Origin of the sequence: Streptomyces physcomitrii (genome assembly GCF_012273655.1) — a bacterium.
GTDB classification, from domain to species: domain Bacteria; phylum Actinomycetota; class Actinomycetes; order Streptomycetales; family Streptomycetaceae; genus Streptomyces; species Streptomyces physcomitrii.
Window position 1 is genome coordinate 337,668 of record NZ_JAAWWP010000005.1, and the last position, 15,115, is coordinate 352,782.

Here is a 15,115-nt window from a genome sequence, read left to right on the forward strand (position 1 = left end):
GATGACCACCAAGACACTGGCCCCGCCATCCGTGCCATCCGGCACGGGCAGTCGCCCCCGCCCGTCGAAGTGGATCTGGAGCTGGACCTGGGTCGGGGCGTTCGCCGTCATTGCTCTGCTCCTGACGGTCGTCGGCTACCTCGGCGCAGGCGTCGGCAGCGGCCACGTCGGCTGGGCCGATCTCCTTTTCGAATCCGCGTGGAGCCCGGCCAACTCCGCCTACGGCGGTCTGGCGATGATCTACGGCACGGCCGTCGTGTGCGTTCTCGCCCTCGTCATCGCCGTACCGGTCAGCTGGGGTGCCGCCGTCGCACTGACGGAATACCTGCCGCCCCGCCTCGCCCGGCCGCTGCGCCTGTGCGTCGAACTACTCGCCGCCGTACCGTCCATCGTCTACGGACTCATCGGCATCATGGTCGTCCGTCCGGTCATCGCGCGGATCGCGGACGTACCCGGCGGAGACAGCCTCGCCGCCGCCGGTATCGTCCTGGCGGTCATGATCACCCCGACGGTCGTGGCTGTCAGCGTCGACGCGCTCACCGCGGTGCCGGACCGCGTCCGCGAGACCGCCCTCTCGCTCGGCCTGACCCGCCAGGAGATGATCCGCTCCGCGGTACTGCCGCTCGCCCGGTCCGGCATGAGAGCGGCCGTTCTGCTCGGCCTGGCCCGGGCGCTCGGTGAAGCGATCGCGGTGTTCCTGGTCGTGGGCCGGGCCGACGGCCGGATGCCCACCAGCTTCGGAGAGTTCGTCGACTCGCTGAGCCACCCCGGCCAGACGCTGACGACGAAGCTCGCCGGACCGGAGCCCGTACTGGCCGGAACAACCGGGCCCTACTTCGCCGCTCTGTGCGGACTCGGCCTCATCCTCCTGGCGCTGGTGGCCGCGGCAACCATCTGGGGCACCCGGGGCCGCACTCGCGGCGCCACGACCAAGAGTGCCCCTCGGTACCGGGGCAGCGCGCGAATGCGTCTTCAGCGGGACCGGATGGTGCGGACGCTGCGGCTGGGTGCGCTGCTGCTGCCCACCGCGCTCCTCGTCGGCATGCTCGCGCTCCTCGTGACACGAGGAAGCTCGGCGTTCAACCCGTCCTTCTGGTTCACGTCCGCCACCGGCGCGGCGGGGGGAGGCGTGCGCGACCAGATCACCGGCACCGTGCTGCTCATCGCCGCGACGGGCATCCTGGCCCTGCCCCTCGGCTTCGGCGCGGGCGTCTTCATCGGGGTGCACGCATCCGCCCGTACGGCGCGAGTGCTGCAGACCCTCACGATCATCCTCGGAGGGGTACCGACCATCCTGCTGGGACTGGCCGGATTCGTGATCCTCTCCACCACGATGGGGTGGGGCCGGTCATGGCTGGCGGGCGCGATCGTACTCGTCCCCGTCGTCGTACCGGTGATCGCCCTGACCACTGCCGCCCGAGTGCGGAGCATTCCCGCCGAACTCACGGAAAGCGCCATGTCACTGGGCCTGACGCGCGCGCAGTTCATCCGTTCCGTCGTGGTTCCGTACACCTGGCCCGCGACCATCACCGGACTGCTGCTCGGCCTGGCCCGCGCAGCCGGTGAGACCGCCCCGCTGCTGTTCACCGCCACCGTCTTCTTCGGTGCACCCGCTCTGCCGGACGGCATCGTGGAAGCACCGGTGCAGGCCCTGCCGACCCACATCTTCACCCTTTCCCAGGACTCGGGTGACCCTCAGGCCGTCACCCAGGCATGGGGCAGCGCGATGGTGCTGGTCCTGATCACTGCCGTACTCCTCAGCGCGGCGGTCGCGCTGCGGAACCGTTTCGAGGGGGAACGATGGACCACGTGATCTCCGTACGCCGACTGAGCGTGCGCAGCCGCGAGAAGACCCTGGTGGGCCCTGTCTCCTTCAACCTGGAGCAGGGGTCCACCACCGGATTGTGCGGACCGTCGGGAGCCGGCAAGTCCACCATCCTGCGCGCCCTGGTGGAGTTGCTCCCCAGCGGGCTGACCCGCGACGGGGAGCTGCGGGTGCTCGGGCGAACGATCCCACCCGGCCGAGGAGATGCCGAACTGCGGGCCAAGGTGGTTCTCGTACCCCAGACCCCGGTCGTCTTCGGGGGAAGCGTCCTCGACAACGCCCTCTTCGGTCTCCGCCATGTCCTGCGTGCTCCTCAGGAGGCGCTGCGAGAGCGGGCGGAGCAAGCCCTGGAAGAGGCCGGGCTGTGGACCGAGGTCGCCGACCGGCTCGACTCACCGGCACAGAACCTGTCGGCGGGCCAGCGCCAACGGCTCTGCCTTGCCCGGGCACTGGCGCTGGAGCCGGCCGGGCTGCTGCTCGACGAGCCCACCAGCGCACTCGACGAACGCAGCAGGGACAAGGTCGAGCAGTCCATCGCCGCGCTGCGCGGCCGGCGAGCAGTCCTGCTCGTCTCCCACGACCCCGCGCAGGTGGAGCGTCTGTGCGACACGACGGTCCACCTGGACCAGCTGACGACGGAATCGGAGACTGCCGCCGTGGCCTGATCCCGGCGCCGGAGAACGAACAGGAGGACGCACCGATCCGGGCCCGGCCCGGCTCCACCGCCGGGCACCCGTTGCTATGCGCCGACTCGGCTGCGCTGATGCAGGATGTGCATCAGCGCAGCGCGCACCCCCTCCCCCAACCGGTAGTAGACAAGACGCCCCTCTCGCCTGCTCTCGATCAGCCCGACACAGCGCAGCCGTTTCAGGTGGTGGCTGACCGTCGCCGCGGACACCCCGACATCCGCCAGTTCACACACCGCGGCCTCCGCACCCGCCCTCTCCGCCAGGCCCACCAGAAGCTGGAGACGGACGGGGTCTCCCAGGGTCTTGAACACCTGGGACCACCAGACCATGTCGGCAGCGCTCAACTCCAGACACGCCCCGTCGCAGCCGAGCCCAGCCCCCTTCTCGCACATGACGCCTCCCTCCCAGCGCCCTCCGGGATCCGTTGCCGATCGACCGCCCCATGCTTCGCGCCTGGCAGCGGCTTGTACGGAACAGTTCAGGCGGCCTGCGACAACAAGCCCGCCAGAACTGACAGAGCGCCGGGTGTAACGCGGTAGTAGACCCAGCTGGCGCGACGCTCTGATTCGAGCAGGCCTGCTTCTCGCAGCTTCCGCAGATGATGGCTGACCGTGGGCTGGGAGACTCCGACGTCCTGGATGTCACAGACACACGCCTCTCGGGCGGGCTGGGCGGCGATCTTCGAGAACAACCGCAGCCGAACGGGATCGGACAGCGCCTTGAACATGGCGGCGATCCTCTCCGAGTCGGCAGCGGACAGCTCCTTCTCCCCGAGCGGCCGGCAGCACACAGCTGCGGCAGCACGACCGACGTCGTACCCCAGAGCCAGATTAGACATGCCTCTATGTTGACAGTCATCGAATCATTTGCCAAGCGCCGGGACGCCCTCTTCGACACTCCCAGCAGATTCGACACTTGTCTATGTTGACGCATGTCGATTCGGGGGCCATGCTGGGCGGTATCGACAGACATCGAATCGAGGAGCCGCTGTGAGCACGCCGACTGCACCTGTTCCGCCCGTGGTGGTCATCGGTGCCGGACCGATCGGGCTGGCAGCCGCAGCCCACCTCTCCGAGCGCGGGATCGCCCCCCTCGTCCTCGAAGCAGGTCCCGCCGCAGGTACCGCGGTACACGAGTGGGCACATGTGCGCCTCTTCTCCACCTGGAGCGAAGTCGTCGATCCCACCGCCGAGAAGCTCCTCGCCGCCACGGGCTGGAGCAAGCCCGACGCCAGCACGTATCCGAGCGGCGGCGACTGGGTCGAGCAGTACCTGCGGCCGCTCGCCGCCGCGCTCGGCGACCGGGTCCGCTACGGCGCCCGGGTCACCGGCGTCTCCAGAGCGGGACGCGACCGGATCGTGGACGCCGACCGCGACACCCAGCCGTTCGTGGTGCACGTCCAGCGCGGCGACGGCCGCGAGGAACGGATCCTCGCCACCGCCGTGATCGATGCCTCCGGTACCTGGTCCCTGCCCTCTCCCGCCGGTGGCAGCGGCCTGCCCGCTCTCGGTGAGCGCTCAGCGGCCGATCGCCTCACCTACCGCGTCCCCGACCTCAGGGACCCGGCGATGCGTACCCGCTACGCGGGGAAACGGACCGCGGTCCTCGGCTCCGGCTCCTCGGCTTTCACCGCGCTCGCGTCCCTGGCCGATCTCGCACACTCCCAGGACGACATGGAGACGAAGACGGTGTGGGTGCTGCGCCGCGGCCTCTCCGATGCCACCTTCGGCGGCGGGGAAGCAGACGAACTTCCCGCACGCGGCGCACTCGGCCTGGCGGCGAAGGCGGCCGTCCGCGACGGGCACGCCGAGGCGGTCACCGGTTTCCGTACCGAAGCAGTCGAGCGCGACACCGACGGGCGGCTGATCCTGGTGGCCGAAGACGGCCGACGCCTGCCGCCGGTGGACGAGATCATCGTCCTGACCGGGTTCCGCCCGGATCTGTCGCCCCTGTCCGAGGTACGCCTGCGCCTGGACGAACGCCTGGAGGCACCGGTCGCGCTCGCCCCGCTGATCGACCCCAACCAGCACTCCTGCGGCACCGTCTACCCGCACGGCCACCGGGAGCTGTCCCACCCCGAGTCCGGCCTCTACCTGGTCGGCATGAAGAGCTACGGACGTGCGCCCACCTTTCTGGCGATGACCGGCTACGAACAGGTCCGCTCCCTGGCGGCCGCCCTGGCCGGCGACACGGACGCAGCCGACCGCGTGGAGCTGGTACTCCCGGAGACCGGTGTATGCGGCGGCTCCGGACTGTTCGACACCACCGACCCCCCGGAGACCGGTGCGGCAGGCTGCTGTGCCACCTCCGCTCCGGTACCGGTCCGGATCACCACCGGCACCCCCGACACGGCCGCCGCCTCCGGCAGTTGCTGCGGCGCCTGACAAACCACCGGAGTACCGCAGCCGCCGGTACCCGTCGAAACCATCAGGAGGAACACCCCATGTCCCGCATGCAACTCGCCCTGCGCGTACCGGACTTGCAAGCCGCGATCGTCTTCTACAGCAAGCTCTTCGACACCAGGCCGGTCAAGCGCCGTGACGGCTACGCCAACTTCGCCATCGCCGAGCCCCCGCTGAAGCTCGTACTCATCGAAGGAACGGCGGGCGAGGCGACCCGCCTGGACCACCTCGGCGTCGAGGTCGCGACCGCCGAAGAGGTTCAGGAAGCCGCCGACCGGCTCGCGGAGGCGGGACTGACCACCACCGAAGAGAAGGACACCACCTGCTGCTATGCCCTCCAGGACAAGGTCTGGGTGCACGGCCCCGGGCACGAGCCGTGGGAGGTGTACGTGGTCAAGGCGGACGCCGACTCCCTGGTCAAGCAGGCCGACAGCGCCTGCTGCCAGCCTGCGGACGACGTACGACCGGCGCCGCGGCCCGACGCGACCGACTGCTGCTGACCGGCACATGGGCGACCTCTCGGCAGCCTCCCCCGCACCGGCCGCGCTCGATCAGCCCGCGCGGCCACGCGCCGCCCTGCCGGCCCTGTGCCTGACCCAGATCACCAGCTGGGGCGTCGTCTACTACGCCTTCCCCGTCCTCAACCCGCAGATCACCGATGCCACCGGATGGAGCCCGGCCAAGACCACTGCCGCGTTCTCCGCGGCCCTGCTGGTCTCCGCCCTGGCCGGCATCCGCATCGGCCGCGTCCTGGACGCCCGTGGCCCCCGGGCGGTCATGACCACCGGCTCCGTCATCGGCGTGGCGAGCCTGATCGTGATCGCCACCGCGCCCAACCTGCTCCTGTTCACCACCGGATGGCTGCTCGCGGGTCTCTCCATGGCCTCCACCTTCTACCAGCCCGCGTTCGCCGCCCTCACCCGCTGGTGGGCTCCCGATCACGTACGCGCCCTGACCGTCGTCACCCTCGCCGGTGGACTGGCCTCCACGGTCTTCGCTCCGCTGACCGCCCAGCTGAGTGGTCATTTCGGCTGGCGCCACACCTACCTGATCCTCGCGGTCGCCTTGGCCGCCTTGACCGTGCCCGCCCACGCCTTCGCACTGCGCGGTCCCTGGCCGCCCGCCCCTGTTCCACCGGCGTCCGGCGCCGACACCGGTGCGGCCTCCCTCGCCAGGAGCCGTCCGTTCCTGCTCCTGGCCGTCGCCCTCACGCTGTCGGCGTTCGCGATGTACGCCGTGGTCGTCACCCTCGTCCCTCTCCTGCTCGACCGCGGTTACACCGCGACCCAGGCCGCCTGGGCTCTGGGACTGGGCGGAGCCGGACAGACCCTCGGCCGCACCCTGTACGCCGCCCTGGCCCGACGTACGTCACCCGCCCTGCGCGCCACCGTCCTCATCGGTCTGGGAGGAACAGCCACCGGGGCCTTCGCGCTGTTCCCCGGCCCCTACCCGCTGTTGGCGCTCCTCGCCGTCGTCGCCGGAACCATCCGCGGCAACCTGACCCTGCTGCAGGCCACCGCCATCACCGACCGGTGGGGCACTCGCCATTACGGACGCCTCTCAGGGCTCCTCGCCGCCCCCACGACCACCGCCTCCGCGCTCGCCCCGTTCGCCGGAACCGCCCTGGCCGTCCCTCTCGGCGGCTATCCCCAGCTGTTCGCCGTCCTCGCGCTGGCCTCGGCAGTCGCCGCTCTCGTCGCCTGGCGCACCACACCGACCGATCGGATGGCCTGACGACATCCGGGCCGGCGCCCTCCCCAGAGCCGCACGGCATCCTCCGAATTCACAGTCCGGCCACTTTCGGCCGTGCCAAAGTGATCACAGGGCGTCTATGGTCGACGGGTGGCTGTCATAGATCTGCAGACGTCGGAGGACGGGTTCCTCGAAGGGGGCTCGTGCGGGCCGGGGTTGGACTGCAAGCCCCTTGAGCGTGCCGAAGCCGAACAGCTGTCGGCGATGCTGCGGACCATCGCCGACCCCACCCGGCTGCAGTTGTTCCGGTTGCTGGAGCAGGCCCCCGACGGCGAAGCCTGCGTGTGCGACCTGGCAGACGCCTTGGGGCTGCGTCAGTCCACGCTCAGCCACCACCTGAAGATCATGACCGAGGCCGGGCTCCTGGACCGCGAACGGCGCGGCACCTGGGCCTGGTTCTCCGTCAACCACGAGGGGCTGCAACGGATCCGCTCGATCCTGGATCCGGCACCGCGGGCTCCAGGCGACTGAGCACGGGCGCTCGCCAGATCCGGTGAGATGGCGCAGACGCGTGGTCGCACTCGGAGAGCGCCGAGCGTCTCAGCCAGTGGCGGTGTCCCTCAACCGAGCGCGCAGACCGCGCCCGTTCTCCATCTCGGCCGCGTCCTGCGATAGTTGCAACCGACCGCTGGTCGGGAAGCCGAGGGCTGGACTGCGGTGGAGGAATCCTCAAGGACGGCCGAACGACAGGGCATGCTGCGGGCCCGGCGTGGGACCCGCGCTCGCTTCGCGGCCGTTGACGCGGAGGCGGAGTGGGAGCACGCCCCCCGGCGACAAGAACGCCTCTTCGACCACTCTGGCAAGTGGTCGAGCCGGCGGTACACCTCCAAGTCCACTGAAGCTTCGTAAGACCGTGGTCTTTGTGGTGGGGCGGGTGGAAATGCCGAGATGGTGGAAGACGGCTCGGTAGAGGGTGACGATCTCATTGTGTCGAGTGGCAACACAGCGTCCCTGGTCTGCGTGGCCGCCGTCCCGAATTCAGCTGGCAGTGCCGCACGCTGGGCCGGATTTTGGTCTTCGGGTTCCGCCGAAGTCTACTCGCTGGCTACCCTCAATGAGCTTGAGCCCGCGTCAGGGGGTGAGGTATGGGTGGTGGCGACGAGGCAGCCCCGAAGCCCGAGGTAGTGAGCAATCAGATCACTCAGGGCACCGTCTTCGGCCCTGTGGTGCAAGCTGGCGCGTTCACCGGTCAGATCCACTATCACTACGGGGACGAGCGACGACCGCTTGACTTACCCGCGCTGCGGTTATGGATCGACCGCATCAAGGCGGACTATTTCGCGATGGTCGAGGACACAGGCGACCGAGCAGGAGTTACACACCTCGAGCCAATCAATCTCGTACGTGCCGGTCTGGACGACGCAGGTCCCGACAGCGAACGACGCAAGGACACAATCCGGCGCATCATTGTCGTCGGCATCATCAGCTACCTCGCCAGGCCCTGCACGCCGCCAGACGAGCCGCTGCCCGAGCAGATCCTCCTCGATCTGATTGTTTTCGCGCTATGGCCCGTGGTCACCGCCGAGAATCTGCCGATGGGCTGGCAGGGCGAGCTGGCGCAGATCACCTCGCCCCGGCTGGCAGCGCTCGTGGAAGGATCGCGAGCCGAGCGCAGGCCCAGAGCTGAGGCTTTTGCGCGCGCCGTGGCCAACAAATCGTTCTCCTCGGCGATGGCCACACTCTTCGACGACCTAGCCGATCCTCACCGCGGCGGTGCACTGTTGACCGCGATGGCCATCGCGAGTGGTCTGCCCGCGCCGCCGGTCGGACGACGGGAAGGCAAGAGGGTCGCTGCGTGGGTGCTCGCCATCGCAGGCGGTGCCGCACTGGCGGAAGCCGTGGGAGATCGTGACACACAGGCCGCCCGCATCATCGTCGACGTGATCGCGAACCTGCCCGTCGACCCGAGCAACGCGTTCAACCCGACAGACCCACTGGACGTGATCGGGTGGCTGCTCAGCTGATGGACACTTCACCCGACCTCTTACTCAGTGCCCTCTGGCTCACAGCAAAGATCATATCCTATGGCACATTAGGGCTATTCCTCGTCAGTCAGGGCAATCCTCGTGAAGTGCGAGGAGCGGCCATTATCTTCAACTACCTGAACGCGATACCACCGACTGCGATCTTCCGCTGGCGAAAGCCCGATGCACTCCACAAGCGCGGGGGGTACGAAGTCACCGTCTACAACTCCACCACCGACGAGGAGGAGGCAAAGCCCGCTATTTTCCATCCGATCAGGTTTTCCCCAACCTACCCGCTATGGCCGAAGAAGGGCCCCCAGCCCAAGAGTGTCATGAAACAAAGGGCGATGCTAAACTTCCTGGCGAGGTTGTTTTTCTTCATCTTTTTCTTTCTCGGCTCTTTCTCCTTGCTCGGGTGGTTGGCGGTTACTGAGAGCTGGCACTGGGGCGTTGCGCTGGAGGTATTGGCCGTCCATCAGCTCGCTTTCGCCCGTGCCTACCGTTACTTCGTGTGGCTGAGAGGGTGGCTCTTTGCAGTCATCGGCATCGGGGTGTGGGTGTACCTGCAAGGCGAGGTGCTCACGACCGTCGCGGTTTGTACCGCTGGCGCGCTGGTCACAATCTCCATCCTTGGCCAGTGGCACATGGCAACGTCGCGGCGGTTCCAGTCCATGCGCGACTTGGAAATGGGCCCTTTCGACCCGGACCGCTGGAAGAGGCCATGGTGAAACCCCAACATGGGACACAGTCACTTGGACCGTGTCCTATGTGGTGAGGCGGAGGAACCGCTATTCGCCCTTCAAGGCAACGACGCCGCAGGCAGCTCTTCTGAAGCTTCCGGTTCAGCTGACAGGCCACCAATAGTGAGACCCAACATAAGGGCCCCTTCCAGCGCCGCGAGGACGCTCAAAAGTTGGCTCTTCTCCTCGGGCGTACCGTGATCAGCGTGCTTCATCTTCTGCAACTGGTTCCGAATAGAAACCAACGCAATAGCGATCACGTCGTGGATAAAGTCGGGACCTTGACCATCATCGTTCTCGCTAGCTTCGCGCGGCGCGATGGGGTCACCACCATAAACAAAGCATAGGGCTTCGGCGCGCTTGGTCGGACGTCTTTGCCCTTGCACCTCATGCGTCAAATCTTCCGCACCGGGAAGATTGGCATCCACCCAGACCAACACTTCCGCAGGCTTGACGCTTTCCCTCATGATGCGATCAAGCAATTCGATAAGAGAGTTGGCAGCCTGCGAAACGCCGTCCTCCGAGAATCGAAGAGCGTCTCGGGCGCCTCGAATTTTCCTCACGAGCGGGGAGTTCCTACGCTCTACACGCTTGACCGAAGCCTCCGCCACCATGGAACGAAAGTTCGCCACTAGGTGGTCTACGCCTTCTGGGGCGAGCGTTGCAAGATCAGAATTCTTCGCACTTGTCACCTGCATAGGAAGGGCTGCGAGGACTCTCTCTCCGAGGAAATCGTCGAGAGCCACCAGCACTTCGACGGCGTTCACCGTAAGAATGTTAGCTGGCTGGACACCTTTGAGTTGATTCTGTGAGGAAATTTTGACGGCATCATTCCACGCCACAACGAAAGGCGTAAGTGCACGCACTCCACGTCGAACGGCCAGCGCGACCACAGCACCGTCTCGCTTCAAGGAATCAATGAAGCGTTTATGGGTTGCCGAACCCAGAAGGCGCTCAACGAAGCTGCTGTAGCTCTGATTATTGAATCGCTCAACCCAACGTTGCAGCTGCTCACCCTCACATTCATCAACAAAGGCTTGGAATATTTCCTTCAGCCGCTCTTCCGCAACTTCCGAAAAGCAGTCCTCGACCCGCTCCTGCCACGGCCGCGGGTCACTGTCGTTGGTCAGCGCCTCGCACAGCGAGACGAAAGCCTCCATCACGAGCACAGCAGATTCGGTGATTCGCAGCGTCTCGAGCAGCCCAGGATCCAACGTCCGTACGAAAGCGGCAAAGCTGGATTGGTAGACGATGACAGGTGCGGGTTCTTGCACTGCGCCTCACCTCGCTCTGACAAGTACGCGTGTTCGCCAAGGTACCGACGAACGGAACGATGCGGTACGGAGTTTCGTGCACGAAACTGCCGACGTGCACCGGCAGGAGTCTCCGGTGGGCAGACAGTACGGCACACCAGTGACATCGCTGAGTGGCCGTCAGGAGCGCGTGCAGCAAGTCGACGTCACTGCCACTTTCGCAGGCCTCAGTATTCTGGAGCGAAGCGTCCTGCATGAGGTTCACATGGCCCTGAGTGTCCATGCCCTGCACGAGGACGACCCCGACTTCGTCCTGCTGGACGGCCCCCTCGCCGAGTGCGACCGGGTCAGCGGCTCACGCGCGGACTACTCCCGCAAGCACCGCCGGCACGGAGTGAAGGTCCAGGTGGTCACCGATCCGGACGGCCAGCTGCTCTGGCTCTCACCCGCTCTGCCGGGTCGGTCTCACGAAGGGCGAGATCCAGTCCACAGCCTCAGCTCTTCTTAATCTGCTTGTAGAAGAAGAATGCGGGCTGTTCCGCGGTCGGGAGCACCCACGACCGGCCCAGCAGGTCGGGCAGCGGCTGGCCGTCCGGGAGAACGGTGAAGCCATGCCGGGCATAGAACTCGCGGAGCCGCGCGGTTTCAAGATCGCGGGTGGCGTTGCCGAACCAGATTCGTACGCCTCGCTCCTTCAGCCGATCCTCCATTTCACGGACCAGCGCGCTCCCGATACCCCGTCCCCGGAAGGCTGGGGCCACAGCCATGAGGTCAAGTACGCTGTGCCGGTCCAGGACAGGCGCGTACTCCAGCCGTTGCATCATCGTCATGCCGACAGCCACCTCTGACCGGCAGGTCAGTGCGGCGCCCGCCAGTTGGCCGGTCTCAATGTCGTGGTAACGCAGCACCAGCGGCGCGTACAGGCGATCGTCTTTCACAGCCGGGATGGCGTTGGGCGCGATGCCCTGGAAGGTCCTGCTGAATAGATCCTGCACTTCGGCCCTTTTGGCGTCGGTGTTGGCCTCTGATATCGCCGCATCGGTGCTCATGCGGCATAACAGTAGGGCGCACTCGGCCACTGTCCCCCTCTCCGGCCGGGCCAGCAACCGAGACGCCCAGGCGCAGCTCTACGGGTGCGCTGCTCCTCCTTCGGCGTCCCCTCGCTGACGGAGCACCGGGGCCAGGGTTCGGTACTCCGTGGTGCGGGAGGAGCGCTATCCGGCCGTTTCCCCGGGGGGTGATCAGCTTGCGACGGATGTCGTCCGCAGGGACGTACCACGCGTATAGGTCCCGGCCATGGCCACCAGGTCGGCGTCCAAGGTCTCCGGTCCCCCGCCGTGCCGTCCGCGCTCCCGAGTGGATGCCCGGCCCTCCAAAGGTCTTGCCCCGGATGTAGTCTCGCTCCGACTTGACCACGCCCGCGAAGAACACGAACAGGGCGGCGCCGTGGCCGCTCGTGTCGTGCACGCCCTGGGGCGACCGGTCAGCAGATCCAGGTGAAAGCCCTGCCAGCGCAACTCCTCAGCGGTGTTGACCAACTCGCGGGTTGCCGCGTCCAAGTCGCTTGAACTCGTGCACGACAAGGCGGACGCGCACCTGAGGGGGGTGCGCTCTACGATCGCCGCCAGGTCCAGCGCCCGGAGACGACGGGCGCCTCGGTGGGCCGTCGACCGGATCACCAGCGGCGTGGGCCGCGGCAGGCGCCGGCATCCGGAAGCTGCACGAAGCGTCCATGCCGCCCAGGTCGGCCGGGCCGGGCCGGAGCATCGTCGCGCTGGCGGCGGCACTCAACGACGAGTGCAAGTTGCTCGTGACGAAAGGTGTGCTGCCCGCTGACCTGGTCGCCTGCAACCACCAGGTCGCCAAGGCCGCGCTTCGGCCGTGGGCTCCGGCGTTCACACACGGCGACCTACAGATCGCGCACGTCTTCTAGACGGCGACGAGGTCACCGGCGTCGTCGCCGTCTATGGCACCGACATCGACCTCGACATGATTCACGCGTGGTGGTCGTTGCGAAATCTGCTGGCAGTTCGCTGGCTGATCGAGCACAACTTCGGCCCCTTCGCGCCAGGCTGTGAGGTTGACGTGCTGAGATCCCGGACGTGAGCCGCACGCTAGGGCGTACATGTGCTGCCGCAAATGCTGCATCGCCGCACACCCTAGCGCAGCCCTTCTCGCGAGCCTGGCGGGGCTACGGGGCATGCCAAGCGTCCCTCTCTGGAACTGCGTGCCCATAGCGTGCCCATGAGGGCGAAAAACAGCGGTCAACAGCGGCGCGTTCAGGCCCATTCGACCACTCCATGGATCAGGCAGCTGCGCTGATCAGAGCCCTAGAGCTTACCCAAGCGCCGTCGCTTCCCAAGCTGAGAGCGCGAGTTCGATTCTCGTCACCCGCTCCATCGCGAAGCCCCAGGCCGGCAGCCTGGGGCTTATTTGCTGTCCAGCCCGATTTGCGAGCGGCGTGCCCTCCGCATGCCCCAAGTGAAGGCACATCGGCTACGCCGAAGGCTCCCCGGCGGTCCCGAAAGGCGCCCTCGACCGTCGCGCCAACCCTCGACTGCCGCGCCAACCGTGGATGCGCGTGCGGGGCGCCGCTTCGGCAAGGCGAAGAGCGGCACCGCGAGCCGCCATCCACCGGGCCGTGGCCGCCCGCGCTCGGATGCGGGTGAACCGGAGTGCCGGGTCTTCGGGCCACTGGGCGCGCCGGGGGGCGAGGTGGTGCTGCCCGGGCCCGCCCCCGATCGCGGACGGCGTGACGTACGTCGACGACCTCGCCGTGCGAAGCCCGGAGCACCCGTCGCGGGTTGCCCTGCACCACCCGTGCCCGATTGTCTTGCCCCACGTAACGCGAAAATCTGCGACGGCGGGAGTAGACATTGAGCGATGGCGTGGTTATGTTTTCTCTCGTAGCCCAGAGGACAGCAGGGCCCGGCAGAGATGAACTGCCGGGAGCAGCAGTACACGCGGTACGGCAGTGCAGGGAGTTGGACGGTTCGGTGGTGGAGCTTCGGAGCCGGAGCAGTTGCTGGATGGCGACGGTGCTGACCCCCGGACCGGGTGGCCCGCAGGTTCAGGGGCCGCCGTGAGGGAGTACCGCAGTACACGCAGCCGCAGTACACGCAGTGGCACCGCACAGCAGCGGGACCGGAAGCAGCACCCCGGTGAAGGCGTCGGCTGCGGGCGCGCGCACCGGGAGGTCCGGCGTGGGTTCCCAGGCGTAACTGTTGCACGACGGCTGGGAGCCGCTTGCCGAAAACGTGACGCTCTGACAGGTCGCTCGCGGTAGGCAACACCGGCAGTAGGCACGGTAAGTGATGCAGAGGACAGGAACGGAGGAGTCGGGCGCCCTCAGGATCGCCCGGGCACAAGCACGGGGGCCCGGGTACCGCAGGACATCGTGAGTGAGGTGGTCTCCGGTCAGACAACCGCGATCCCCGCGCGTCCCTTTCCCTCCCGGGCGGACGAGCGGAACGAGATAGGACCGGCACAGCCGTTCACCGCCGGTCGATGGTGGAGCAGTTCCTTCGGGGCCCCGGTGCCGATCGGCACCGGGGCCCCTCCACGCGAGTTCCCACACACCCCTGAGATCTCCCCTCGGCCAGCCCCACAGCACCCGAATTCCGCTTTCCGAGTGAGCACATGACCGCTGAGAACAGCCCGCCCGCGGCACGCAGCCGGATACCTCGCCGCCCCTCCGTCACCCACCGCCCATCCGAGGCCGACGGACCTCCCCACCCGTCCGTCCGGCGGGCAAGTGCCGCCTCGGAGGACGCCGTTCACAGCGTGGCGGCCGCGCTGAAGCCGAGGATGCGGGGCTGGCTGCACGCCGGAGTGTTTCCCCTCGCGCTTGCCGGGGGCGTCGTTCTGATCACCGTTGCCCGCTCTGCTGCGGCGGTCGCCGCCTGCTCGGTGTACGCGCTCTCCGCCTGTCTGCTGTTCGGCACCAGTGCGCTCTACCACCGCGTGGCATGGGGTCCGCGCGGTGAGTCCGTCCTGCGGCGGCTGGACCACGCGAACATCTTCCTGATCATCGCCGGCTCCTACACGCCTCTGGCCGTGTTGCTGCTGCCCGCCGGGGAGCAGCGGATTCTGCTGGTCCTGGTGTGGGGCGGAGCCGTGGCCGGCATCGCGTTCCGCGTCTTCTGGCTCGGTGCGCCGCGCCGGCTCTACACGCTGTGCTACATCGCGCTGGGCTGGGCCGCCGTCTTCTACCTGCCCGGCTTCGCACACGCCGGCGGCACCACGGTGGCCGTCCTCGTCGTCGTCGGTGGTCTCCTCTACACCGCGGGCGCCACCGTGTACGGCCTCAAGCGCCCCGATCCCTGGCCGCGCTGGTTCGGCTTCCACGAGGTCTTCCACCTGCTCACCATCGCCGCGTTCACCGCGCACTACACAGCCATCTTCCTGGGAGCGACCTGACCCGGCGAGCCTTTCCCCGCCCACCCTGAGCCGGTCGGGCACCGGGGGTGACGGCCCGGACGAAGTCGCTG

The 15,115-nt window shown here is 67.5% G+C and carries 13 protein-coding genes and 2 pseudogenes; 11 read left to right on the forward strand and 4 right to left on the reverse strand.

The features are described 5' to 3' along the window. Window position 1 precedes the first annotated feature (1 nt). Both pstC and HFV08_RS11205 read left to right on the forward strand, forming a co-directional pair. Complete coding sequence (gene pstC / locus HFV08_RS11200; protein ID WP_040250574.1) at window positions 2-1,813, forward strand: phosphate ABC transporter permease subunit PstC; 1,812 nt, start codon at window positions 2-4, stop codon at window positions 1,811-1,813. Beyond that, complete coding sequence (locus tag HFV08_RS11205; RefSeq protein WP_040250579.1) at window positions 1,801-2,490, forward strand: ATP-binding cassette domain-containing protein; 690 nt, start codon at window positions 1,801-1,803, stop codon at window positions 2,488-2,490. Before pstC ends, HFV08_RS11205 begins: the two co-directional genes overlap by 13 nt. A gap of 74 nt (window positions 2,491-2,564) precedes the next feature. Here HFV08_RS11205 and HFV08_RS11210 read toward each other — a convergent pair whose 3' ends face one another. Together HFV08_RS11210 and HFV08_RS11215 are read right to left on the reverse strand one after the other, a co-directional pair. After that, a complete protein-coding gene (locus HFV08_RS11210; RefSeq protein ID WP_040250581.1) occupies window positions 2,565-2,906 on the reverse strand; it encodes an ArsR/SmtB family transcription factor in 342 nt (113 codons plus the stop codon). 86 nt (window positions 2,907-2,992) lie between these two features. Beyond that, window positions 2,993-3,352: an ArsR/SmtB family transcription factor gene (locus HFV08_RS11215; protein ID WP_168538356.1), complete on the reverse strand. Its 360-nt coding sequence runs from the start codon at window positions 3,350-3,352 to the stop codon at window positions 2,993-2,995. Between the two features lie 151 nt (window positions 3,353-3,503). Between HFV08_RS11215 and HFV08_RS11220 the strand changes: the two genes are divergently transcribed. The 6 genes from HFV08_RS11220 (at window position 3,504) to HFV08_RS11245 (ending at window position 9,360) form a co-directional block, all read left to right on the forward strand. After that, window positions 3,504-4,898, forward strand: coding sequence for an FAD-dependent oxidoreductase (locus HFV08_RS11220; RefSeq protein ID WP_168538358.1), 1,395 nt, complete (start codon window positions 3,504-3,506; stop codon window positions 4,896-4,898). Window positions 4,899-4,957: 59 nt separating this feature from the next. Further along, the gene (locus HFV08_RS11225) at window positions 4,958-5,416 is read left to right on the forward strand and encodes an ArsI/CadI family heavy metal resistance metalloenzyme (RefSeq protein WP_040250590.1); all 459 of its coding nucleotides are present in this window, start codon (window positions 4,958-4,960) and stop codon (window positions 5,414-5,416) included. A gap of 7 nt (window positions 5,417-5,423) precedes the next feature. Further along, window positions 5,424-6,650 carry an MFS transporter gene (locus HFV08_RS11230; protein ID WP_168538360.1) on the forward strand — a complete coding sequence of 409 codons (1,227 nt, stop codon included), beginning with the start codon at window positions 5,424-5,426 and terminating at the stop codon, window positions 6,648-6,650. A 108-nt stretch (window positions 6,651-6,758) separates the two neighbouring features. Next, window positions 6,759-7,139 carry an ArsR/SmtB family transcription factor gene (locus HFV08_RS11235; RefSeq protein WP_168538362.1) on the forward strand — a complete coding sequence of 127 codons (381 nt, stop codon included), beginning with the start codon at window positions 6,759-6,761 and terminating at the stop codon, window positions 7,137-7,139. 653 nt (window positions 7,140-7,792) lie between these two features. After that, a complete protein-coding gene (locus tag HFV08_RS11240; protein ID WP_168538364.1) occupies window positions 7,793-8,632 on the forward strand; it encodes a hypothetical protein in 840 nt (279 codons plus the stop codon). After that, a complete protein-coding gene (locus HFV08_RS11245) occupies window positions 8,617-9,360 on the forward strand; it encodes a hypothetical protein (RefSeq protein ID WP_168538366.1) in 744 nt (247 codons plus the stop codon). Before HFV08_RS11240 ends, HFV08_RS11245 begins: the two co-directional genes overlap by 16 nt. 71 nt (window positions 9,361-9,431) lie before the next feature. Here HFV08_RS11245 and HFV08_RS11250 read toward each other — a convergent pair whose 3' ends face one another. Beyond that, window positions 9,432-10,646: a hypothetical protein gene (locus tag HFV08_RS11250; RefSeq protein ID WP_168538368.1), complete on the reverse strand. Its 1,215-nt coding sequence runs from the start codon at window positions 10,644-10,646 to the stop codon at window positions 9,432-9,434. A 265-nt stretch (window positions 10,647-10,911) separates the two neighbouring features. Between HFV08_RS11250 and HFV08_RS11255 the strand changes: the two are divergent. Next, window positions 10,912-11,097, forward strand: a pseudogene (locus HFV08_RS11255) (transposase family protein); the annotation flags it as partial. Window positions 11,098-11,119: 22 nt separating this feature from the next. On the opposite strand, the gene HFV08_RS11260 reads toward HFV08_RS11255, so the two are convergent. Then, the gene (locus tag HFV08_RS11260; RefSeq protein ID WP_168538370.1) at window positions 11,120-11,674 is read right to left on the reverse strand and encodes a GNAT family N-acetyltransferase; all 555 of its coding nucleotides are present in this window, start codon (window positions 11,672-11,674) and stop codon (window positions 11,120-11,122) included. A 566-nt stretch (window positions 11,675-12,240) separates the two neighbouring features. Between HFV08_RS11260 and HFV08_RS11265 the strand changes: the two are divergent. Next, window positions 12,241-12,731 (forward strand): annotated as a pseudogene (locus tag HFV08_RS11265) (phosphotransferase); the annotation flags it as partial. Between the two features lie 1,533 nt (window positions 12,732-14,264). Next, entirely contained in the window at window positions 14,265-15,044 is a 780-nt protein-coding gene (gene trhA, locus HFV08_RS11270; protein ID WP_210430141.1) for a PAQR family membrane homeostasis protein TrhA, read from the forward strand. Window positions 15,045-15,115: the final 71 nt, after the last annotated feature.

Excerpts from the sequence above, each read along its gene's own strand:
- HFV08_RS11260 (WP_168538370.1), bottom strand. The coding sequence starts at position 11,674 with ATGAGCACCGATGCGGCGATATCAGAGGCCAACACCGACGCCAAAAGG.
- HFV08_RS11215 (WP_168538356.1), bottom strand. The coding sequence starts at position 3,352 with ATGTCTAATCTGGCTCTGGGGTACGACGTCGGTCGTGCTGCCGCAGCT.
- HFV08_RS11205 (WP_040250579.1), top strand. The coding sequence starts at position 1,801 with ATGGACCACGTGATCTCCGTACGCCGACTGAGCGTGCGCAGCCGCGAG.
- HFV08_RS11225 (WP_040250590.1), top strand. The coding sequence starts at position 4,958 with ATGTCCCGCATGCAACTCGCCCTGCGCGTACCGGACTTGCAAGCCGCG.
- pstC (WP_040250574.1), top strand. The coding sequence starts at position 2 with ATGACCACCAAGACACTGGCCCCGCCATCCGTGCCATCCGGCACGGGC.
- trhA (WP_210430141.1), top strand. The coding sequence starts at position 14,265 with ATGACCGCTGAGAACAGCCCGCCCGCGGCACGCAGCCGGATACCTCGC.
- HFV08_RS11230 (WP_168538360.1), top strand. The coding sequence starts at position 5,424 with ATGGGCGACCTCTCGGCAGCCTCCCCCGCACCGGCCGCGCTCGATCAG.
- HFV08_RS11210 (WP_040250581.1), bottom strand. The coding sequence starts at position 2,906 with ATGTGCGAGAAGGGGGCTGGGCTCGGCTGCGACGGGGCGTGTCTGGAG.